A 20,163-nucleotide genomic window follows, 5' to 3' on the forward strand; every position below is an offset into this window, starting at 1 on the left:
TGATGAGAAAGCTGCGGCGTTGGGAACTTCCGCCGCGCCCTTCCCTGCCTATGCCGCCTTGCCCTTTGCATCGGCCACGTCGGCGCCGACCTCGAAATTGGCCATGCGCTCCAGTGCGCGCACCAGCGCCGAGTGATCCTCCTTCGCCCCGCCATTGGCGGCGCAGGAGTTGAACAGTTCCTGCGTCATCGAGGTGTTGGGCAAGGACACGCCAAGCGCCTTGGCGCCCTGCAGCGCGAGATTGAGGTCCTTCTGGTGCAGCTCGATGCGGAAGCCAGGCGCGAAGGTGCGCTTGTACATCCGCTCGCCATGCACCTCAAGGATGCGCGAGGCAGCAAGGCCACCCATCAGCGCCTGACGGACCTTGGCTGGGTCGGCGCCTGCCTTGGAGGCGAACAGCAATGCCTCGGCGACCGCCTCAATGGTCAGCGCAACGACGATCTGGTTAGCAACCTTGGTCGTCTGGCCGACGCCGTTGGGTCCGACGAGGGTGATGTTCTTGCCCATCTTCTCGAACACCGGGCGAGCACGCTCGAAGGGTTTCTCCTCGCCGCCGACCATGATGGTCAGCGACGCGGCCTTGGCGCCGACCTCGCCGCCGGAAACCGGCGCATCGAGATAGTCGCAGCCGAGTTCATTGATCTTCCTGGCAAACTCCTTGGTCTCGATCGGCGAGATCGAGCTCATGTCGATCACGAGCTTTCCTTTGGAAAGTCCTGATGCAACACTATTTTCTCCAAACAGCACATCGGCGACCTGTGGCGTATCCGGCACCATCAGGATGATGACATCGGCAGCCTTGGCCAGGGCCTGATGCCCGGAGACCGACTTCAGCCCCTTGCCAACCAGTTCGGCTGGCAGGGCGCCACGATGGTCGCTGGCAACCACCTCAAAACCCGCGTCCAGCAGGTGACCCGCCATCGGCGCGCCCATGATGCCCAGCCCAACAAATCCGATCTTTTCCATTTCCATATTCCTTCAATTCCGGTGGCAGGCGCGCTGTCAGGCTGCGGCGCTGCCCTTGTTGGCAAAGCCCTCGAACCAGCCCAGGCCTTCGACCGTTCCGGCCTTCGGCTTGTATTCGGCCCCGACCCAGCCGGCGTAGCCGATGCGGTCGAGGTGTTCGTAGAGGAACGGGTAGTTGATCTCGCCCGTCCCCGGCTCATGACGCCCGGGGTTGTCAGCGAGTTGCACGTGGGCGATGCGGCTCAGATTGGCCTCGATGGTGCGGGCGAGATCGCCCTCCATGATCTGCATGTGGTAGATGTCGTACTGCAGATAGAGGTTGTCGGAACCGACCCGGTCGATGATGCCAAGCGCCTGACTGGTGTTGGTCAGGAAGAAGCCTGGGATGTCCCTGGTGTTGATCGGCTCGATCAGCAGCCGGATGCCCGCCGCCTTCAGTTTCTCCGCCGCAAAGGCGAGATTCTCGACGAAGACATTCTCCAGCACGTCACGGGCGTTGCCAGCAGGCGCGATGCCGGCCAGGCAGTTCACCTGTTCGCAGCCGAGCGCGTGGGCATAGGTGATCGCCTTGGCCACGCCCTGGCGGAATTCGTGGATGCGGTCGGGCAACACGGCGATGCCGCGTTCGCCTGCCGCCCAGTCGCCCGGCGGCAGGTTGAACAGCGCCTGGGTGAGGCCGTTCTTCTTGAGGCGCGCTGCCACGACGTCGGGAGCGTGATCGTAGGGTGCGATGTACTCGACGGCCTTGAAGCCGGCGCGTGCCGCGGCATCAAAACGGTCGAGAAAATCATGCTCGCCAAAGAGCATCGAAAGGTTAGCTGAAAACTTAGGCATTGGTCTTCCCTCGGATGATCAGTCGAGCAGCATGATCGCGGTCGGCGCGTCTTCGTTGCTCTCGGCAAGCTCTTCGAACTCGACGACGTTGTCGATCTCGACGCCCATGGAGATGTTGGTGACGCGTTCGAGAATGAACTCGAGGACGACGGGCACCTGGTGTTCCTTCATCAACTGCCTGGCCTGCTTGAAGGCCGAGGCAAATTCTTCCGGCTTGCGAACCCGGACGGCCTTGCAGCCCATGGCTTCGGCAACCGCGACGTGATCGACACCATAACCTGCTTCGGGATCGCCTGAACGGTTGATGTTTTCGAACGCCAGGCTGACTTCGAAATCCATCGTGAAGCCGCGCTGCGCCTGGCGGATGAGGCCGAGATAGGCGTTGTTCACGACGACATGGATGTAGGGCAGCTTGTGCTGGGCGCCGACCGCCAGTTCCTCGATCATGAACTGGAAGTCATAGTCGCCCGAAAGTGCCACGATATCACGATCCGGATCGGCGGCGCGAACGCCGAGGGCTGCCGGCAATGTCCAGCCGAGCGGCCCGGCCTGGCCGCAATTGATCCAGTTGCGCGGCTTGTAGACGTGCAGGAACTGGGCACCGGCAATCTGCGACAGGCCGATGGTGGTGACATAGGTGGTGTCGCGCCCGAACGCCTTGTTCATTTCCTCGTAGACGCGCTGCGGCTTGAGCGGCACCTGCTCGAAATGGGTCTTGCGCTTCATCGTCTTCTTGCGGTCCTGGCACTCCCTGGCCCAGCCGGACCAGTCACGCAGCTTGCCGGCCGTCTTCCATTCGGTGGCGACATCGAGAAGTATCTTCAGGGCAGCGCCGGCATCCGAGGTAACGCCGAGGTCGGGCGCAAAGACACGGCCGATCTGGGTCGGCTCGATGTCGATGTGGATGAACTTGCGGCCGGCCGTGTACTTGTCGACCGAACCGGTATGGCGGTTGGCCCAGCGGTTGCCGATGCCGAGAACGAAATCGGATGCGAGCATCGTCGCGTTGCCGTAACGGTGCGAGGTCTGCAGGCCGCACATACCGGCCATCAGGCGGTGGTCGTCGGGGATCGCGCCCCAGCCCATCAGGGTGGGCACGACGGGAATTCCCGATATCTCGGCGAACTCGATCAGCAGGTCCGATGCGTCGGCGTTGATGATGCCGCCGCCGGCGACGATCAGCGGCTTCTCCGCCTCGTTGAGCATCGATAGCGCCTTCTCGGCCTGAGCGCGCGTCATCGCCGGCTTGTGGACCGCGAGCGGCTCGTAGGCGTCGATGTCGAATTCGATTTCGGCCAGCTGAACGTCGACCGGCAGATCGACAAGGACCGGCCCGGGCCGACCCGAGCGCATCAGGTAGAATGCCTTCTGCAGCGTCATCGGAACCAGATACGGCTCCATGACGGTGACGGCCCACTTGGTGACCGGGCCTGCGATCGCGGCGATATCGACGGCCTGGAAATCCTCCTTGGTGAGGCGGGCGCGCGGCGCCTGGCCGGTGATGCAGAGGATCGGGATCGAGTCGGCGGATGCCGAATAGAGACCGGTGATCATGTCGGTGCCGGCCGGCCCCGAAGTGCCGATGCAGAGGCCGATATTGCCGGCCTTGGTGCGGGTGTAGCCCTCCGCCATGTGCGAAGCGCCTTCGACGTGTCGGGCAAGCACGTGGCGGATCGAACCGCGCGCCTTGAGCGCGGAATAGAGCGGGTTGATGGCGGCACCCGGCACGCCGAAGGCACAAGAGATGCCTTCCTTCTCGAGAACGAGGACCGCTGCATCGACAGCGCGCATCCTGGCCATGGTCTTACCTCCAACGATCGAAACTGATTGTTGGCTGATCGTGTCACCGCAGTTCGTATTTTGCAATTTTTTCAAAATATTTTTTCATTTCTAATTACTGGTGCTTACTATCTGATTTTGCGTTGGTTTTCATTTTTCGTTGCAAAGCCCGCCATCTTGGATGAAAAAGTTTTTTAAAGACCTCGCGGAGCAAACGTCATGGCAACGATGGAAAAACGGCAACGTGGGCGGCCTCGCGCCTTCCAGCCCGCCCCAGACTCGGGATCCGTGCAGTCGCTGGATCGGGCACTGCGCATCCTGGCGATCGTCGCCCATAGCGACGGGCTGTCACTGAGCGAGATATCGGCCGCCTCCGAGCTTGCCGCGGCGACCGCCTACCGCATGCTGACGACGCTGCAGAACCACGGCATGGTCGAGTTCGACAGCGACGGCCAGCTGTGGTCGATCGGGGTCGAGACCTATCGCATGGGAGCTGCCTTCCTGCGCCGGCGCAAGCTCGTCGACCGTGCCCGCACCGTCATGCAGGAACTGATGGAGAAAACCGGCGAAACGGCCAACCTCGGTGTCGCCGAAGACGATTGTGTCGTCTTCGTCAGCCAGGTCGAGACGCACCAGGCGATCCGTGCCTTCTTCCGGCCAGGCACCCGCAGCCCGTTCCATGCATCGGGCATCGGCAAGGCGGTTCTTGCCCATCTCGACCGCGACCGCGTCAACGCCATCGTGCGCAAGGCCGGCCTCGACGCCTATACCGAAAGGACGCTCTCGGAACCGGCATCGCTTGCGCGCGATCTCGAACAAATCCGCGCGCGCGGCTGGTCGGTTGACGATGAGGAGCGTTACCCCGGTATGCGCTGCATCGCAGCGGCTGTGTTCAACGAGTTCGGCGAACCCATTGGCGGCGTTTCGGTTTCGGGGCCGACTGTGCGCGTGACACCGGAACGGCTCGGCGAGATCGGCCCGATCGTCCGTGACGCGGCGGCAGAGCTGACCCGGATGATCGGGGGATCGCCCGACGGCACCGTGCCGGGCCTCTGAAAGCGCAATCGGGAGAAAGGTTGCCCCTTCTCCCGATTGCAAGGTCGTTCCGGCTACAGGCGGCAATAGCGCAGCCGGCCATCGTAGCCGACATAGGTGTCGGTACGCGGATCGTAGCTGCGATAGCGGGCCAGGCAGCGCTGGACATGGCTGCCATAAGGATCCACCGGATAATAGGCGTCATAATAAGGCGCCGGAGCCGGACGGTGGCCGCCGGCGATGATGGCGCCGGCAATGAAGCCGCCTGCGCCGGCGAGTGCTGCGGCCTCGGCCCGGGTCAAACCGCCCGCGGAAGACTGCTGGACGGTGCCGGCGAGGCCGGTTGCGACGACGGCAGCAGCGATAAGACCCGAAATCATCTTGCTCTTGAACGACATGGTGCTCTCCTTCGGTTGATCTGGGAGGCGTTCCATCCGCCTCATGCCAGTCAGTGGCGGCGGGCGGGCAAAAGGTTCACGCAGCTGAGAGATTTTTTCTGCAGGTTTCCGCGCGGATCGATGCGCGATGGGCCAAACGGCTATGCTTGACAGCCGGGCGACATCAGACGAAGTCAGAAGCTCAACGCAATGACAGTCGCCGGAAAAGACCATGAGCCTGCAGTCAGTCAAAGCCTTCTTCGCCGAGCATGCCCCCGACATCAAGGTCATCGTGACGCCGACCAGTTCGGCAACGGTGACCTTGGCAGCCGAAGCCCACGGGGTCGAGCCCGCCCAGATCGCCAAGACGATCTGCCTGCGCGTTGGCGATCGCGCGCTGCTGGTCGTCGCCCGGGGTGACGCGCGCATCGACAATCGCAAGTCCCGCGATGCATTCGGCGGCAAGCCGCGCATGCTCGATGCCGAGCAGGTGGCTGAACTCACCGGGCACCCGGTCGGCGGCGTGTGCCCGTTCGGCCTGGCAACGCCCCTGCCCGTCTACTGCGACGTCTCGCTGCGCGCCTACGACGAAGTCGTGCCGGCCGCAGGGGCGACGAATGCAGCAGTGCGCATCGGCGTCGAACGCATGGCACAGCTTGTTGGCGCGCAATGGTGCGACATCTGCCAGGATGTCGTCGACAGGCAAGAAGCGGAAGCTGCTGAGTAGTTGGCTGGTGCCCCCGGCAGGAATCGAACCCGCGACCTTCGGTTTACAAAACCGCTGCTCTACCAGCTGAGCTACAAGGGCATTTCGCCCCGTTAGCATATTCTGTGCGCCAGTAAAGACAATTTCGGTCGAGCTGCGACGCTTCCCCAAGGCGCATCGCGGCTATCGCCCTAAAACTCGCACTCGAGCTTCCCTACATCTTGACCAAAGGCATCGGCCCTCGCGTCGGAGATGATGGATGATCAGGTTTGTCATCGTGGCTGTGGCGATCGTGGTCGCCTGGCTTTTGCTGCTCAGCATTTTCCGCCTGGCCAAGAAGGCACAGGTCGACTGGACCGGCATCGCCGCGATCGTCGGCTTCATCGCCCTTGCCTTTTACCTCCGCCACGTCACAGGCATGGGCTGAACCGGGCCGAACTGGCTCCCCTCCCTTTGCTTCGCCAAGCCTGCATGCTAACCCGATGCCGGCGGCCGGCATCGGCGTTCGGACCGCCTGCAGGGAGCATATGGACGCCAAGTCGCTGACATTTTCGTTCGCATCATCGGGCACGCCCGAGGCGGACGCCGCCGCAAAGCGGCTTTCGCGGCGCTATGGCCAGATGCCTTTCGGTCAGGCCGACATCGTCGTGGCGCTGGGCGGCGACGGTTTCCTGCTGCAGACGCTGCGCGAGACGATGAGCACCGGCAAGCGCGTCTACGGCATGAACCGGGGCACGGTCGGGTTTCTGATGAACGAATACAGCGAGGACGCCCTGCCCGGGCGCCTTGCCGCGGCCGTTGCTGAAACCATCCGTCCGCTCGAGATGGAAACCATCGACGACACGGGCGCCGCGACGCAAGCGCTGGCCATCAACGAAGTGTCGCTGCTGCGGCAGTCCTACCAGGCCGCACGGCTGCGCATATCTGTCGACGGCAAGGTGCGGCTCGAGGACCTGATCTGCGACGGCGTGATGGTGGCGACACCCGCCGGTTCGACCGCCTACAATCTGTCGGCGCACGGTCCGATCCTGCCGCTCGACGCGCCGCTGCTGGCGCTCACGCCGGTCAGCCCGTTCCGGCCACGGCGCTGGCGCGGCGCGCTGTTGCCGAAGACCGCAGTCGTGCGCTTCGAAATACTGGAGGAACGGAAGCGCCCGGTAAACGCGGTTGCCGACCACACGGAAGTCAAATCCGTGGTCTCGGTCGAGGTCAAGGAATCGGCATCGCATACCGCGACCCTGCTGTTCGATGCCGGCCATTCCTGGAGCGAGCGCATCCTGGCCGAGCAGTTCAAATACTGAGCATTGGGCCACAGCCGGAAGTAAAGGGCTGCAAACGCCGGTTGGGTGCCAGTTTGAGTTGACAAATCGCACACTTACGCCTATCGCGTTGCGGCATATTGCAGGCGAGTTGCGCCTGTCGTGGCGAATGCGCCGCGCCCTTGAACGAGCAAAGACAGCCAACACACTTGTCCGAAGACACTCAGACCGCTCCAGAAGCGTTGACCTTCGCAGACCTCGGCCTCTCGCCGAAGGTCCTTTCCGCAGTCACCGACGCCGGCTACACGCAGCCCACGCCGATCCAGGCAGGCGCGATCCCGCACGCCTTGCAAGGCAAGGATGTGCTTGGCATCGCCCAGACGGGTACCGGCAAGACAGCATCCTTCGTGCTGCCGATGCTGACGCGCCTTGAAAAGGGGCGCGCCCGGGCACGCATGCCACGCACGCTGATCCTTGAACCGACGCGCGAGCTCGCCGCACAGGTCGAAGAGAACTTCGTCAAGTACGGCAAGAATCATCGCCTCAACATCGCCCTGCTGATCGGCGGTGTGTCGTTCGATGAGCAGGAAAAGAAGCTCGAGCGCGGCGCTGACGTATTGATCGCCACGCCCGGCCGCATGCTTGATCATTTCGAGCGCGGCAAGCTTTTGCTCACCGGCGTCGAGATTCTCGTCATCGACGAGGCAGATCGCATGCTCGACATGGGCTTCATTCCCGACATCGAGCGCATCTGCAAGCTGATCCCGTTCACGCGGCAGACGCTGTTCTTCTCGGCGACGATGCCGCCAGAGATCACCAAGCTGACCGAGCAGTTCCTGCACGCGCCGGTTCGTGTCGAGGTCTCCAAGGCCGCATCGACCAGCACCAACATCACCCAGCGTCTCGTCAAATCCGGCCCCAAGCCCTGGGACAAGCGCGAAACGCTGCGCAAGCTCATCAATGCCGAAGGCGATGAGATCAAGAACGCCATCATCTTCTGCAACCGCAAGGTCGATGTGTCGGAACTGTTCCGCTCGCTGGTCAAGCACGATTTCGACGCCGGTGCGCTGCATGGCGACATGGATCAGCGGGCCCGCATGGCGATGCTGGCCGGTTTCCGTGACGGCAAGCTGAAGCTGCTCGTCGCCTCCGACGTTGCCGCGCGTGGCCTCGACATTCCCGAGGTCAGCCACGTCTTCAATTACGACGTACCGATCCATGCCGAAGACTATGTCCACCGCATCGGCCGCACCGGTCGTGCCGGACGTCTCGGCAAAGCCTTCACCATCGTCACCAAGTCCGACACCAAATATGTCGACGCCATTCACCGGCTGACTGGCCTGGAAGTCGAATGGCACGATGGCGACCTGTCGACGGTCGTTGCCAGCGAAGGCGACGACGAGGTGGCTCCGCGCCGCGGTCGCGGGGCGCCGCGCCGGGCGGGCAAAGATCGGCACGGCCGCGAACGCGACCACAAGCCCCGTGCCGAAGCACCCGTCGTCCAGGCAGCCGCCGCCCCTGAAGCTCCCGTCGACAATGTCGTGTCCGACATCGACGAGCGCCGCGAGCGCAAGGAAGCGATCAGGAATGGCAATGCCGAACGCAAGCCACGCGCCGAACACGACAAGCAGCGTCGCGACGACCGCGGCAACCGTCGCAGCAACCGCGAGCGCGAGGAAGACGACGACCGCACGGTTGGCTTCGGCGACGACATGCCGGCGTTCATGCTGATCGCGACCAACGTCTGAGTGCACTGCGCCTCAACGAAAAAATGGCCCCTTTCGGGGCCATTTTCTTTTGTGCCTGAGAGGAACCTGGCTTTCGCAGAGGATGGCAGCTCAAATGAAAAACGGCCCGCAAGGGGCCGTTTTGTTGCTTGCTTGTCTGCTCGCCACTCAGGTGAGCGGCGACAGCTGGATTTCCACGCGGCGGTTCTGAGCGCGGCCTTCGGACGTAGCGTTGGACGCAATCGGTCGCGTCGCGCCGAAACCGGTGACGGCAAAGCGGCGCGAATCGACGCCCTGGGCACCGAGGTAGTTGGCGACCGACAGCGCGCGACGCTGCGACAGGTCGAAATTGTGCTGGTCGCCACCGGTCGAGTCGGTGTGGCCGAACACGTCGACAGTGGTCTGGTTGAACTTCTTCAGCACCAGGGCAACCGAGTTGAGGGTGCCGTAGAAGCCTGCCTTCACGGCATCCTGGTCCGTGGCGAAGGTAATGTTCGACGGCATGTTCAGGATGATCTGGTCGCCGGCGCGGGTAACGCTGACGCCGGTGCCCTGAAGCTGGGCGCGGAGCTCCGATTCCTGCCTGTCCATGTAGCCACCGGCAAGACCGCCGGCGAGTGCGCCGACACCGGCGCCGATCAGCGCGTTGCGGCGATCATTGCCGCCAGCCAGCAGGCCGAGGCCGGCACCGGCCAACGCACCAAGGCCCGCACCCGCAGCCGCGTTGGAAACCTTCTGATCACCCGTATAGGGGTCGGTGGTGCAGGCGCCGACGAACATGCTGCCTGCCAGCACCAAAATCACTGTCTTTTTCATAAGGATGTCCCTCTCCGTACCGCGAAACCCAATGGCGTTTCGCGCAAAGCCCTTCACCGGCCTTGTAGCATGAAATACGGCGAAAAACGGATCAGCGGAGCAACCGAGGCGCAAAGTCACAGACTATCGCCAGGTCACCAGAGGTTCTTTCCGTCGATGACCACTACCTCGAGCTTATCGAGATCGAAGTCGTCGAACAGGCGAGCATTGACGCTGACCTTGGGGTTGTCGAAATCAGGCTCGCCGGTCGACCAGTCAGGTGTCTTGGTGAAGGTGCCGCAGCCGCAGATGGCGCAGAAGCCGTGCTTCACCGTCTTTGATCCCCACTCATAGACCGATACGTTTTCCGGTGGGCTGGTGAGCGTGAATTGCGCCGGCGTGTAGTAGGCCCACAACGAGCCGCGCTTGGAACAGAACGAACAGGTGCAGGCGGTGACAGTCTCCGGCGCCTCCGTCACTTCGAACGTCGTTGCCTTGCAATGGCAGCTTGCCTTGATGACCATGTCCATCTCCTCGCAGGTCAGCGTCGCGCCGCTTGGCGACGGCATACATTAGCCAGGGGCTCCTGACAGGCTAGCGTCAGGAGCAGGTGCGCTGGCGCCTCAATATGACCTCGACGGGACGAACAGGCATATGGTCCGGCTGTCATCGGCTCCGGCGACCGAACACCAATGGTACTGGCCATCCGGCGAATCGTGGATACGCGCATCCTGATAGGTGACAACCTCGCCGGTGCCTTCGATGACATAGCCTTGCGGGCGCTCGCTGATGGCCTTTTTCGGCACCTCGCGGCAGTCGTAGCCGGAGCAGCAGGCAAAAGGATAGGTCCAGCCTTTTGGAGCGTCATGCGACGAGGCTGGTGGCGTGCTGAGCGAGATCAGCGCCAGCGCCGAAACAGCAAGCGCATACCGGCGCGGGCGGGGCTTTCCTGGGCACAACATGGCGTCTTCCCCTGAGATCACCTCCCAAGCGAAATCCTGCGCCCGCATGCTTAACGAAATGTTAGCCGGAATGTTCCGGGCATCGGCGCCCGGCCGCACTGTGGCGGCCGGGCTTGACGATGTCGGCTTTGCCGATCAGTCGAGGTCAGCGACAGCCTGCCCTGCCCCGCCTTCGATACGCTGCGACAGAGATGCTTCCATGAAGTCATCGAGATCGCCATCCAGCACATCGGAAGGGCTGGTGCTTTCGACCCCGGTGCGCAGATCCTTCACCAACTGATAGGGCTGGAGAACGTAGGAGCGGATCTGGTGACCCCAGCCGATGTCGGTCTTGGCGGACTCTGTCGCGTTGGCGACGGCTTCGCGCTTTTTCAGCTCTTCCTCGTAGAGGCGTGAGCGCAGCATCTCCCAGGCCTTGGCCTTGTTCTTGTGCTGCGAACGCTCGGCCTGGCAGGCAACCGCGATGCCTGTCGCGATGTGCGTGATGCGCACCGCGGAGTCGGTGGTGTTGACGTGCTGGCCGCCGGCGCCCGAGGACCGGTAAGTGTCGATGCGGACATCGGATTCCGAGACGTCGATCTCGATCGAATCATCGACCACCGGATAGACCCAGACGCTCGAGAACGAGGTGTGCCGCCGCGCATTGCTGTCATAGGGCGAGATGCGGACCAGGCGATGAACACCCGATTCCGTCTTCAACCATCCGTAGGCATTGTGGCCCTTGATGAGCAGCGTGGCCGACTTTATGCCGGCTTCTTCGCCGTCATGGACTTCCAGGACCTCGACCTTGAAGCGGCGTCGCTCGGCCCAGCGCGTGTACATGCGCAGCAGCATGTTCGCCCAGTCCTGGCTTTCGGTGCCGCCGGCGCCGGCGTGAACTTCAAGATAGGTGTCGTTCTGGTCGGCTTCGCCAGACAGCAGCGACTCGATCTGGCGTGCCCGGATTTCGCCCGACAGCGAACGGATGGCGGTTTCGGCCTCGGCGATGATGTCGGCGTCGCCTTCTTCCTCGCCCATCTCGATCAGGCCGATATTGTCGTCGAGCGCCTGGCTCAGGCCCTTGATGGACTTGATGCTGTCGTCGAGCGACTGGCGCTCGCGCATCAGCTTCTGCGCTTCCTGAGGGTCGTTCCAGAGAGCAGCGTCTTCAGCCCTCATGTTCAGGTAATCAAGCCGCTTTACCGCCTGATCCCAGTCAAAGATGCCTCCTCAGCAGGCTTATGGCCTGCCTGATTTCGTCGACGATGTTCTGCGTTTCCGCGCGCATGGCAGTGTGCTTCTTCTTGTTGTTGGCGGCCTGGAAAGACCCTTGAATCGGCGCGGAACATAGGGTCGGGGCCTCCGCCTGTAAAGGGAAATGGGCGGACGCCGCGGCTCCCGCCCATCACGATCAGGGCCAGAGGCACCATCACCTATCCCGCGTAAGCCTTTTCCAGCTTGGCGACCTCGATCCTGGTCATCTGCAACATTGCCTGCATCACCCTGCCCGCTTTGGCCGGATCGGGGTCTCCAAGCAGCCGCGGCAAGGCTTCGGGAACGATCTGCCAAGACAAGCCGAACCTGTCCTTCAACCAACCGCACTGGCCAGGCTGCCCGCCTTCCGACAACCTGTCCCAGAAATGATCGACCTCGGCCTGATCCTTGCAGTCGACAACCATCGAGATCGCTTCGGTGAACTTGAACATGGGCCCGCCATTGAGTGCGGTGAAACGGATCCCCTCAAGCTCGAACTCCGCAACCATGACACTGCCCACCGGACCGGGTCCAGCTTCGCCATAGCGTGTCACCTTGCCGACCTTGGCGTTCCTGAACACCGAGATGTAGAAATTGACCGCATCTTCCGCCTGGTTGTCGAACCACAGGAACGGCGTGATCTTCTGCATCATTCTCTCCTCCTTTTTCAGAATCCGGATTGCCGTGGCAGTTTCCGTTGCAAGGACGTTCGAGCGGGCAAGTTTCCGACATGTGCGCAAAGCTCTAGCCACTCGGCTCGCCAATAACCAATAAGCTATATAACTGATAGGATATACGCAAGACGATAGAGCCTCCTGCGCGCAAACAAAAATGCGCGCGGCCAAGCCGCGCGCATCCTGAAAACCTGCTTTGAAGGCCGGCTTTCGCCGGCGTGGCTGTCCGGACTAGTAGAGGCCGCCGCCACCTTCGCTGATGGCCTTGCTGGCCTGCGGCGAAAGCGCTTCGCCATAGCCGTTGCTGCCATCTTCGCCCATGCCGATGACCCAGTAGCTGTCGGCCGGGCCGGTGCCGGGCTTGAAGGCTTCCATGATGGTGCCGGGCGCGCCTTGGGCGGCCTGCATGCCGGTCTTGCGATCGATGGAGATCAGGGCCATGCCCTCGGGAACGACGAAGTCGACCTTGGGCGTGCCTTCGAGCGCCACCTTCATGAACTCCTTGAAGATAGGGGCCGCAAGGCCGCCGCCAGTGGTGCCCTTGCCCAGCGTCTGCGGCTTGTCGAAGCCGAGATAGAGCCCGACGACGAGGTTCGGCGTATAGCCGACAAACCAGGCATCCTTCTCGTCATTGGTGGTGCCGGTCTTGCCGGCCATCGGGCGGCCGAGTTCGAGCAGGGTCGTTGCCGTGCCGCGCAGGACGACGCCTTCCATCATCGATGTAATCTGATAGGCGGTCATCGGGTCGAGCACCTGCTCGGAATTGTCGACCAGTTCCGGCTCCGGCTGGTTGGCCCAGTCGGCGGCAACGCAACCTTCGCAGCCGCGCTCGTCGTGCTTGAACACGGTCTTGCCGTAGCGATCCTGGATGCGGTCGATCAGCGACGGCTTGATCTGCCGGCCGCCGTTGGCCATCACGGCGTAGGCGGAGACCATGCGCATGACGGTGGTTTCGCCTGAGCCCAGCGACATAGCGAGCACCGGCAGCATCTTGTCATAGACGCCAAAGCGCTCGGCATATTCGGCCACCGTCTTCATGCCCATGTCGTTGGCGAGACGGACGGTCATCAGGTTGCGCGAGCGCTCGATGCCGGCGCGCAGCGTCGACGGACCAGCCGCCTTGCCGTCATAGTTTTTGGGCGACCAACTCGTGCTGCCGGTCTGGATGGTGATCGGACCGTCCATGATCACGGATGCGGGGGTATAGCCATTGTCGAGTGCTGCCGCATAGACGAACGGCTTGAACGCAGAACCGGGCTGGCGCATCGCCTGGGTGGCGCGGTTGAACTCGGACTGCGCATAAGAGAAGCCACCGACCATGGCGAGCACGCGGCCGGTATGCGGGTCCATCGCGACGAGACCACCCGATACCTCTGGCACCTGGCGCAGCGCATAACTGTCACTGCCTTGGTTCTTTTCGACATAGACGACGTCGCCGGGCTTGAGCACGTCGGCGGGCGAATTGGCCTTCACGCGCTTGCCGTCGACGACGTGGCGCATGGCGAAGCTCATGTCTTCCGCGGACACGGTGCTGCGCTCGCGGTCCTTGGAGAGTGCGCCGGAAACCTCGCGCTTGGGCTGCAGGCCGATGCCGAGCCCCGCCTTCGAGCTGTCTAGTACGACTGCAAGGCGCCATTCGGGGACGTCGTCGAGGCTCTTGACCTCGCCCAGCGCCGTGCCCCAATCGCTGGAAATGTCGATGCTCTTGACCGGGCCGCGGTAGCCGCGCAGACGATCGTATTTTTCCAGGCCCGACTGCATGGCCCTGCGCGCCATCACCTGAAGCTTCGGATCAAGCGTGGTGCGCACCGACAGGCCGCCCTCGTAGAGCGCGTCCTGGCCATAGCGGGCGATCAGTTCGCGGCGCACTTCCTCGGTGAAGTACTCGCCAGCGAAAACATAGGTGCCGACGCGGCGCGGCGTGACGCCAAGCGGCGACGCTTTCGCCTTTTCACCCTCTTCGCGCGACACGTAGCCATTGCCGACCATCTGGTCGATGACCCAGTTGCGGCGCTCGATCGCCCGGTCGGTGAACCTGAACGGATGATAGTTTGACGGGCCCTTGGGAAGTGACGCCAGATAGGCCGCTTCGGCGACCGTCAGCTCGTTGACCGACTTGTCGTAGTAAGTCAGCGCTGCACCGGCAATGCCATAGGCACCGAGGCCGAAGAAGATCTCGTTGAGATAAAGCTCGAGAATGCGATCCTTCGAGTAGGCCTGCTCGATGCGGAAGGCCAGGATCATTTCCTTGATCTTGCGCTCGTATGTCTGATCGGAGCTCAACAGGAAGTTCTTGGCGACCTGCTGGGTAATCGTCGAGGCGCCGACCTGGCGGCGGCCGGAGCCCAAATTCTGGAAATTGGTCAGCACGGCCCGGCCCAAACCGGTCACATCGATGCCGGGATGGTTGTAGAAATTCTTGTCCTCTGCCGACAGGAATGCCGCCTTGACGCGGTCGGGCACCGCCTGGATCGGTAGATAGAGCCGGCGCTCGCGCGCGAACTCGCCCATCAGCGCGCCATCGGAGGCGTGGATGCGGGTGGTCACCGGCGGCTCGTATTTGGCGAGCACCTCGTAGTCCGGCAGTTCCTTATTGACCTGGCCAAGATAGATCGCCACACCCGCCGCAACGACGAGCGCAAGCGTCGTGCCGATGCCGAAGAAATAGCCGATAAGACGAATCATGCCCGCTCCAGTACAAGGTTCGGGGATTCCCTAAACCAACCCGCCATCACCGCAAGCCGCAGGTACTGTCCCGATCCGTAATCGGCCACCCATGTCGCGCGGTTGTGGGCAAAATACGGCAACAGCCAGCATGCGCCAAAGATTTCGGCCAGAACGGCCATAATTGCCTCGGTAGTTGCCGCTCCGCAACGCCAAATTGCGGGCCGTCAGCCGCCGGTGCTGCTTCCACGCCCGGCAACGAAAGCAGCGACAGCCTTCGAAATACTGCTTGCGGCCTTCTCGCGCCAATCTGCGCTGCGCAATTGCTCCTCATCCTCGGGATTCGAGAGATAGCCGAGTTCGACCAGCACCGACGGCACGTCGGGGGCCTTGAGCACCCTGAAGCCTGCAGAACGATGCGGGTTGTTGATCATGCCGACCGTCGGCGACAGCTCGCCGACCAGCGAGCGGGCAAATCGTGTCGAAAAGCCATGCGTTTCGCGCCGGATGAGATCGACAAGAATGTCGGAGACTTCGTGATTTTCTTCAGCAACGTCGACGCCGGCCAGTTGATCAGAGAGGTTTTCGCGATCGGCGAGTGCCTGGGCGTCGGCATCGGACGCCTTGTCCGAGACGGTATAGACGGTCGCGCCGCGAATGCCCTTCAGGCGGATGGTGTCGGCGTGGATCGAAATGAACAGGTCCGCCTCGGCCTGGCGAGCGATGCGAACGCGATCGTCGAGCCGCAGGAAGTCGTCACCCTCGCGCGTCAGCACCACTTTGTAGGCACCGTTCGCCGCCAGCTTGGCCTTCAATTCCCGGGCGAAAGCGAGCGTGACCGATTTTTCGACCGTCCCGTTCAGGCCTTCCGCACCACCGTCGATACCGCCGTGTCCGGGGTCGAGGACGATGGTGAACGGCCGGTCGCCGCGGTGGGCGAGCTTGCCGACGCGGTCGCTCTTGGGCGTGGACACCGTCGAGCCTGTCGTTTCGGCCTGGGCAGCAAGTGCTGCGTCGAACTCCCGTTCGGAGGCAGCGCCGATATCCGCGACCATACGGTAGCCAGAGCCATCCTCATTCCTGAGGATGTCGACCTTTTCGACGTTGAACGGTCCCTTCGACGTCACGATCAGCCGCGAGGCGCCCTCGCCCGACGTGCCATAGCGTACGCCCTTGATCAGGCCGCGAGGCTTGAGTTCCTTTGCATCCAGCGCCAGTGACGTATCTGGGAGATCGACAACCAGACGATGCGGCCCCCGCAACAGGAACCACCTCGGCTCCGGCTCGCGGTCGAAATTCATCACGATGCGCATATGAGTCGCGTCGCCTGCCATCTTGTAGTCGAGCGTCTTGATCGCATCGGCGGCAGAAGCCGGCTGGGATTGAAAGCCCAGGACAGCCGAAAATAACGCCAGCACCAAAAGCAGCGCACGGCAAATTGCGCCCCTGGGCTGACTGCCCCCGATCGGGAAGCTCGTGCCGGTCAATGCCGCAGGCCCCATCTCTCGTCTTGCCGCTCCAAAAGCAGGCGCGCAAAGGCTGCACGCCGAAGCCAGTCGCGGGGCAAAATAGGCCGCCCCTTCGATTAACGACTGGTAACCAGAGAAGGTTAACCGAGTCTTTGCGGAAATGCTCCCCTGCTGGCTGTCGCACCCGCCTTTGCCGGCGTCGGAAATCAGGGTTGCGCTCAACCTCGCCAAATCATAAAAGCGACATTGGATCACTGCAATCCTGGGCCCGCGCCCTCAGCGCCTTCCGCTAGGGAACCACGCGACGAGCGATGGCTCAACTCGCAAAAGAGAAACGATTTCAGTGATCGCGACGAGATTCGCAGGCGCGGCCCGTGGCGGGGTAGCGACTGCGTGAGAAAAACGGCCGGACATTCATCCCGCGCCGGCTCTGTAAGAGCAAAGTAGCTGGTCCGGATTCCCCGGGCTTAGGTTTGAAACAAGGTTCCGCAAGGTCACGCATTGGCCACAGACGCAATCATGGACAGGTCCGCAAATAACCGCGCCATCACGGCTGCGGGCGGCACCGTCATGGCGTTTTGGCTGCGACCGGCGGGCGCAAAATTATCCGGCACCCCTTCATCAGCAAACTCACGGCGGCGGACGAGTTCCCGCAAGCCGCGGCTGACGGCTGCCGGGAGGACAAATAATGCCCAACAAGATGCTGATAGACGCCTCCCACCCGGAGGAAACACGGGTTGTCGTAGTTCGCGGTAACCGCATTGAAGAATTTGATTTCGAATCACAGGACAAAAAGCAGCTCAAAGGAAATATCTACCTCGCCCGCGTAACGCGGGTTGAACCGTCCCTTCAGGCTGCCTTTGTCGAATATGGCGGGAACCGTCACGGTTTCCTCGCCTTCAGCGAAATCCATCCCGACTATTACCAGATCCCGGTTGCCGATCGGCAGGCGCTGCTGCGCGCCGAGGCGGAAGAAGCCGAGGACGAGGAAGACGAAGAGAACGAAGGCGACGAGAGCAAGGGTCAGGACCGCAACCGCGGACGCCGCCGCCGCCGCGGTGGCAAGAACCGTGGCCGCAATGGCGACGAGCAGAAGCCCGAAGGAGCCGGCGACGACGAGGGCTCCCATTCGGAGGACGACGGCGAGCCTATCGCTGCCGCATCCGACGACGACGGCGATTCGATTGCCACTAGCGAATCTGCGGAGACGCACAGCGACGAATCGGGAACGGCAGCCGACGATTCGGACGAGCGTGAGCCGACATCGATCGCCGCGTCGTTCGACGCCGATGTCGTATCCGAACGGGTGCCTGAACCGACCGTCACCGAAAACGAAAACGGCGGCGTGATCGAGGAAGTTCACTCGTCCCATCACGACGACCATGAAGTCGAGTCGGTCGGCGCGGAAGACGCCCTCGAAGAGGTGCGCAATCGCCGCAAGCCGGTTCGCCGCCACTACAAGATCCAGGAAGTCATCAAGCGCCGCCAGATTCTTCTGGTCCAGGTGGTCAAGGAAGAGCGCGGCAACAAGGGTGCTGCGCTCACGACCTATCTGTCGCTGGCGGGCCGCTATTCGGTGCTGATGCCCAATACGGCGCGCGGCGGTGGCATTTCGCGCAAGATCACCAACGCCCAGGACCGCAAGCGCCTCAAGGAAGTGGTTGCCGATCTGGAAGTGCCGAAGGGCATGGGCGTCATCCTGCGCACCGCAGGTGAAAGCCGCACCAAGGCCGAGATCAAGCGCGACTACGAATATCTGATGCGCCTGTGGGAGAACGTCCGCAGCCTGACGCTGCAGTCGACGGCACCCGCACTGGTCTATGAGGAAGGCAGCCTGATCAAGCGATCGGTGCGCGACCTCTACAACAAGGACATCGACGAGGTTCTCGTCGCCGGCGAAGACGGCTACCGCGAGGCCAAGGACTTCATGCGCATGCTGATGCCCAGCCATGCCAAGGTCGTCCAGCCTTACCGCGACATCACGCCGATCTTCGTGCGCAGCGGCATCGAATCGCAGCTCGAACGGATGGTCCAGCCACAGGTGACGCTGAAGTCGGGTGGCTACATCATCATCAACCAGACCGAGGCGCTGGTTGCCATCGACGTCAACTCCGGGCGCTCCACCAAGGAACACTCGATCGAGGAGACGGCACTTCACACCAACCTTGAAGCCGCCGAGGAAGTCGCGCGCCAGCTCAGGCTGCGAGACCTTGCCGGCCTGATCGTCATCGACTTCATCGACATGGAGGAGAACCGCAACAACCGTGCGGTCGAGAAGAAGCTCAAGGATTGCCTGAAGAACGACCGCGCCCGCATCCAGGTCGGCCGGATCTCGCATTTCGGCCTGATGGAGATGTCGCGCCAGCGCATCCGCGCCAGCGTGCTGGAATCGACGATGAAGCCCTGCCCGCATTGCGGCGGCACCGGCCATGTGCGTTCGGACTCCTCGGTGGCACTCCAGGTGGTGCGCGCCATCGAAGAATTCCTGCTCAAGGATTCGCGCAGCCACATCACCGTCAAGACGCCTGCGGCGACCGCACTCTACGTGCTCAACCACAAGCGCTCGACGCTGGTGGACCTCGAAGCCCGCTTCGGCGTGACGATCACGCTCGAGGCCGACGACAGCGTCGGCTCGCAGAACCATGCCATCTTCCGCGGCGCCATCGCCGAGAAGCCGGCAAGCTTCAGCTTGCCGGTGATCGCGCCGGCCTATGAAGAGCCGGAAGAGGTAGAAGACGAGATCGTCGCCGAAGAGGAAGAAGAGGCAACAGCCGTCGCTGCCGCCGAATTGCAGCCGGTCCGCGCAGCCCAGCCAGCAGGCGAAGGCGAACAGCACGACCGCAAGCGGCGCAAGCGCCGGCGTCGTCGCGGCGGCCGCGACCGCGAGCATGGCGCACCGCACGACGCAGCCACCGTCGCCTCGGAAGCCGACGCCTCCGAGGATGAGGAGGCCGGTTCCGATGCCGAGATCGAGAGCGGTGCGGAAGTGGAAGTCGCTTCTGAAGCAACAAGCGCAGACGCTGCCGCGACCGATGAGGCCGCGGCAAAGAAGCGCCGGCGTGGCAAGCGCGGCGGCAAGCGCAACCGCAAGGAGGACGACGAGCTCTCGGCAGAAGGCGACGAACAGCCAGCATCCGAAGATGCGGTTGTCGAGCCCAGCGTAAACGAAGCGCCGGTCGCCGAAGCCGCAGCAGTCGCAGCTGTGGCTGAAGAACCGGAAGCCGCCGCCGAAGCCAAGCCGAAAAAGGCACCGCGCCGTTCGGCCAAGGCCAAGAAGGCGGAGGCGGAGGCCGAGGCAATCGAGGCGCCGGCAACTGAGCACGTTGCAGAAGCTGTCGCGGCTGAAATTGCCGTAGATGCGGCAGCTCCCGAGCCTGAAGCCAAGCCGGCGAAGAAACCAGCGAAGCCCCGTACGCCGCGCCGCAAGGCTGCCGCTGCGCCAGCCGAGCAAGAGGTGATTGCCGCTGAAGCCGAGCAAGAGGCGGTTGCCGCTCCGGCCGAGCAGGAGGTTGCTGCCAAGGCAGTTGCAGCACGTCCGACGAAGGCGCCGGCCACACCGGTAGTCACTTCGGCAGTCGATGCCGAGGACGACGCTTCGAGCGAAGCCAAGCCGAAAAAAGGTGGCTGGTGGCAGCGCAAAGGTTTCTTTTGATCGGCTAATATAAAAACCCCGACCAGCACAT

The 20,163-nt window shown here is 62.8% G+C and carries 18 protein-coding genes and 1 tRNA gene; 6 read left to right on the top strand and 13 right to left on the bottom strand.

Translation table 11 applies throughout. The features are described 5' to 3' along the window. Window positions 1-48: 48 nt before the first annotated feature. From O1Y97_RS16675 to gcl, 3 genes are read right to left on the bottom strand one after another with little or no spacing between them, the layout of a single operon-like run. Window positions 49-966, bottom strand: coding sequence for a 2-hydroxy-3-oxopropionate reductase (locus O1Y97_RS16675; protein ID WP_108609906.1), 918 nt, complete (start codon window positions 964-966; stop codon window positions 49-51). A 36-nt stretch (window positions 967-1,002) separates the two neighbouring features. Further along, window positions 1,003-1,800, bottom strand: a complete 798-nt coding sequence (otnI, locus tag O1Y97_RS16680; RefSeq protein ID WP_318761732.1) for a 2-oxo-tetronate isomerase — start codon at window positions 1,798-1,800, stop codon at window positions 1,003-1,005. Window positions 1,801-1,818: 18 nt separating this feature from the next. Further along, on the bottom strand, window positions 1,819-3,600 hold the full coding sequence (gene gcl / locus O1Y97_RS16685; RefSeq protein ID WP_318761733.1) for a glyoxylate carboligase: 1,782 nt from the start codon (window positions 3,598-3,600) through the stop codon (window positions 1,819-1,821). A gap of 198 nt (window positions 3,601-3,798) precedes the next feature. Between gcl and bhcR the strand changes: the two genes are divergently transcribed. After that, window positions 3,799-4,635, top strand: coding sequence for an HTH-type transcriptional regulator BhcR (bhcR, locus tag O1Y97_RS16690; RefSeq protein ID WP_318761734.1), 837 nt, complete (start codon window positions 3,799-3,801; stop codon window positions 4,633-4,635). 53 nt (window positions 4,636-4,688) lie between these two features. On the opposite strand, the gene O1Y97_RS16695 is transcribed toward bhcR, so the two are convergent. Further along, on the bottom strand, window positions 4,689-5,012 hold the full coding sequence (locus O1Y97_RS16695) for a BA14K family protein (RefSeq protein WP_183261269.1): 324 nt from the start codon (window positions 5,010-5,012) through the stop codon (window positions 4,689-4,691). A 211-nt stretch (window positions 5,013-5,223) separates the two neighbouring features. Between O1Y97_RS16695 and O1Y97_RS16700 the strand changes: the two genes are divergently transcribed. Continuing rightward, entirely contained in the window at window positions 5,224-5,718 is a 495-nt protein-coding gene (locus O1Y97_RS16700) for a YbaK/EbsC family protein (protein ID WP_318761735.1), read from the top strand. A gap of 5 nt (window positions 5,719-5,723) precedes the next feature. On the opposite strand, the gene O1Y97_RS16705 is transcribed toward O1Y97_RS16700, so the two are convergent. Further along, a tRNA-Thr gene (locus O1Y97_RS16705) sits at window positions 5,724-5,799 on the bottom strand. 157 nt (window positions 5,800-5,956) lie between these two features. Between O1Y97_RS16705 and O1Y97_RS16710 the strand changes: the two genes are divergently transcribed. From O1Y97_RS16710 to O1Y97_RS16720, 3 genes are all read left to right on the top strand, one after another. Further along, window positions 5,957-6,124, top strand: a complete 168-nt coding sequence (locus O1Y97_RS16710) for a hypothetical protein (protein ID WP_318761736.1) — start codon at window positions 5,957-5,959, stop codon at window positions 6,122-6,124. A gap of 100 nt (window positions 6,125-6,224) precedes the next feature. Further along, window positions 6,225-6,998 (top strand): NAD kinase, encoded by a 774-nt coding sequence (locus O1Y97_RS16715; RefSeq protein WP_108608207.1) that lies wholly within the window; start codon window positions 6,225-6,227, stop codon window positions 6,996-6,998. 167 nt (window positions 6,999-7,165) lie between these two features. Continuing rightward, window positions 7,166-8,704 carry a DEAD/DEAH box helicase gene (locus O1Y97_RS16720; RefSeq protein WP_183261274.1) on the top strand — a complete coding sequence of 513 codons (1,539 nt, stop codon included), beginning with the start codon at window positions 7,166-7,168 and terminating at the stop codon, window positions 8,702-8,704. A gap of 147 nt (window positions 8,705-8,851) precedes the next feature. Here the strand turns inward: O1Y97_RS16720 and O1Y97_RS16725 are convergent, their stop codons facing one another. From O1Y97_RS16725 to O1Y97_RS16760, 8 genes are all read right to left on the bottom strand, one after another. Beyond that, window positions 8,852-9,499, bottom strand: a complete 648-nt coding sequence (locus tag O1Y97_RS16725) for an OmpA family protein (RefSeq protein WP_108608209.1) — start codon at window positions 9,497-9,499, stop codon at window positions 8,852-8,854. Window positions 9,500-9,633: 134 nt separating this feature from the next. After that, window positions 9,634-10,002: a GFA family protein gene (locus tag O1Y97_RS16730; RefSeq protein ID WP_108609907.1), complete on the bottom strand. Its 369-nt coding sequence runs from the start codon at window positions 10,000-10,002 to the stop codon at window positions 9,634-9,636. Between the two features lie 99 nt (window positions 10,003-10,101). Further along, complete coding sequence (locus O1Y97_RS16735; protein ID WP_318761737.1) at window positions 10,102-10,440, bottom strand: cupin domain-containing protein; 339 nt, start codon at window positions 10,438-10,440, stop codon at window positions 10,102-10,104. Between the two features lie 135 nt (window positions 10,441-10,575). Then, a protein-coding gene (gene prfB / locus O1Y97_RS16740; RefSeq protein ID WP_318761738.1) for a peptide chain release factor 2 occupies window positions 10,576-11,707 on the bottom strand; the annotation gives its coding sequence in 2 pieces (ribosomal slippage) (window positions 10,576-11,640 and window positions 11,642-11,707; 1,131 coding nt in all). A gap of 145 nt (window positions 11,708-11,852) precedes the next feature. After that, window positions 11,853-12,323 carry a VOC family protein gene (locus O1Y97_RS16745; protein ID WP_318764228.1) on the bottom strand — a complete coding sequence of 157 codons (471 nt, stop codon included), beginning with the start codon at window positions 12,321-12,323 and terminating at the stop codon, window positions 11,853-11,855. A gap of 255 nt (window positions 12,324-12,578) precedes the next feature. Next, window positions 12,579-15,032 carry a penicillin-binding protein 1A gene (locus tag O1Y97_RS16750; RefSeq protein WP_318761739.1) on the bottom strand — a complete coding sequence of 818 codons (2,454 nt, stop codon included), beginning with the start codon at window positions 15,030-15,032 and terminating at the stop codon, window positions 12,579-12,581. Beyond that, complete coding sequence (locus O1Y97_RS16755) at window positions 15,029-15,193, bottom strand: hypothetical protein (protein WP_318761740.1); 165 nt, start codon at window positions 15,191-15,193, stop codon at window positions 15,029-15,031. The genes O1Y97_RS16750 and O1Y97_RS16755 overlap by 4 nt, the downstream gene beginning before the upstream one ends. Window positions 15,194-15,238: 45 nt before the next feature. Next, window positions 15,239-16,513 carry an N-acetylmuramoyl-L-alanine amidase gene (locus tag O1Y97_RS16760; RefSeq protein WP_318761741.1) on the bottom strand — a complete coding sequence of 425 codons (1,275 nt, stop codon included), beginning with the start codon at window positions 16,511-16,513 and terminating at the stop codon, window positions 15,239-15,241. Window positions 16,514-17,168: 655 nt separating this feature from the next. Between O1Y97_RS16760 and O1Y97_RS16765 the strand changes: the two genes are divergently transcribed. After that, complete coding sequence (locus tag O1Y97_RS16765; protein WP_318761742.1) at window positions 17,169-20,132, top strand: Rne/Rng family ribonuclease; 2,964 nt, start codon at window positions 17,169-17,171, stop codon at window positions 20,130-20,132. Window positions 20,133-20,163: the final 31 nt, after the last annotated feature.

The sequence above is a fragment of the Aminobacter niigataensis genome (genome assembly GCF_946995915.1).
Classification (GTDB): Bacteria; Pseudomonadota; Alphaproteobacteria; order Rhizobiales; family Rhizobiaceae; genus Aminobacter; species Aminobacter niigataensis.

Bases quoted from the DNA above. Each gene is read 5' to 3' on its own strand.
- O1Y97_RS16675 (WP_108609906.1), bottom strand. From the start codon at position 966: ATGGAAAAGATCGGATTTGTTGGGCTGGGCATCATGGGCGCGCCGATG.
- otnI (WP_318761732.1), bottom strand. From the start codon at position 1,800: ATGCCTAAGTTTTCAGCTAACCTTTCGATGCTCTTTGGCGAGCATGAT.
- gcl (WP_318761733.1), bottom strand. From the start codon at position 3,600: ATGGCCAGGATGCGCGCTGTCGATGCAGCGGTCCTCGTTCTCGAGAAG.
- bhcR (WP_318761734.1), top strand. From the start codon at position 3,799: ATGGCAACGATGGAAAAACGGCAACGTGGGCGGCCTCGCGCCTTCCAG.
- O1Y97_RS16695 (WP_183261269.1), bottom strand. From the start codon at position 5,012: ATGTCGTTCAAGAGCAAGATGATTTCGGGTCTTATCGCTGCTGCCGTC.
- O1Y97_RS16700 (WP_318761735.1), top strand. From the start codon at position 5,224: ATGAGCCTGCAGTCAGTCAAAGCCTTCTTCGCCGAGCATGCCCCCGAC.
- O1Y97_RS16710 (WP_318761736.1), top strand. From the start codon at position 5,957: ATGATCAGGTTTGTCATCGTGGCTGTGGCGATCGTGGTCGCCTGGCTT.
- O1Y97_RS16715 (WP_108608207.1), top strand. From the start codon at position 6,225: ATGGACGCCAAGTCGCTGACATTTTCGTTCGCATCATCGGGCACGCCC.
- O1Y97_RS16725 (WP_108608209.1), bottom strand. From the start codon at position 9,499: ATGAAAAAGACAGTGATTTTGGTGCTGGCAGGCAGCATGTTCGTCGGC.
- O1Y97_RS16730 (WP_108609907.1), bottom strand. From the start codon at position 10,002: ATGGTCATCAAGGCAAGCTGCCATTGCAAGGCAACGACGTTCGAAGTG.
- O1Y97_RS16735 (WP_318761737.1), bottom strand. From the start codon at position 10,440: ATGTTGTGCCCAGGAAAGCCCCGCCCGCGCCGGTATGCGCTTGCTGTT.
- O1Y97_RS16745 (WP_318764228.1), bottom strand. From the start codon at position 12,323: ATGCAGAAGATCACGCCGTTCCTGTGGTTCGACAACCAGGCGGAAGAT.
- O1Y97_RS16750 (WP_318761739.1), bottom strand. From the start codon at position 15,032: ATGATTCGTCTTATCGGCTATTTCTTCGGCATCGGCACGACGCTTGCG.
- O1Y97_RS16755 (WP_318761740.1), bottom strand. From the start codon at position 15,193: ATGGCCGTTCTGGCCGAAATCTTTGGCGCATGCTGGCTGTTGCCGTAT.
- O1Y97_RS16760 (WP_318761741.1), bottom strand. From the start codon at position 16,513: ATGGGGCCTGCGGCATTGACCGGCACGAGCTTCCCGATCGGGGGCAGT.
- O1Y97_RS16765 (WP_318761742.1), top strand. From the start codon at position 17,169: ATGCCCAACAAGATGCTGATAGACGCCTCCCACCCGGAGGAAACACGG.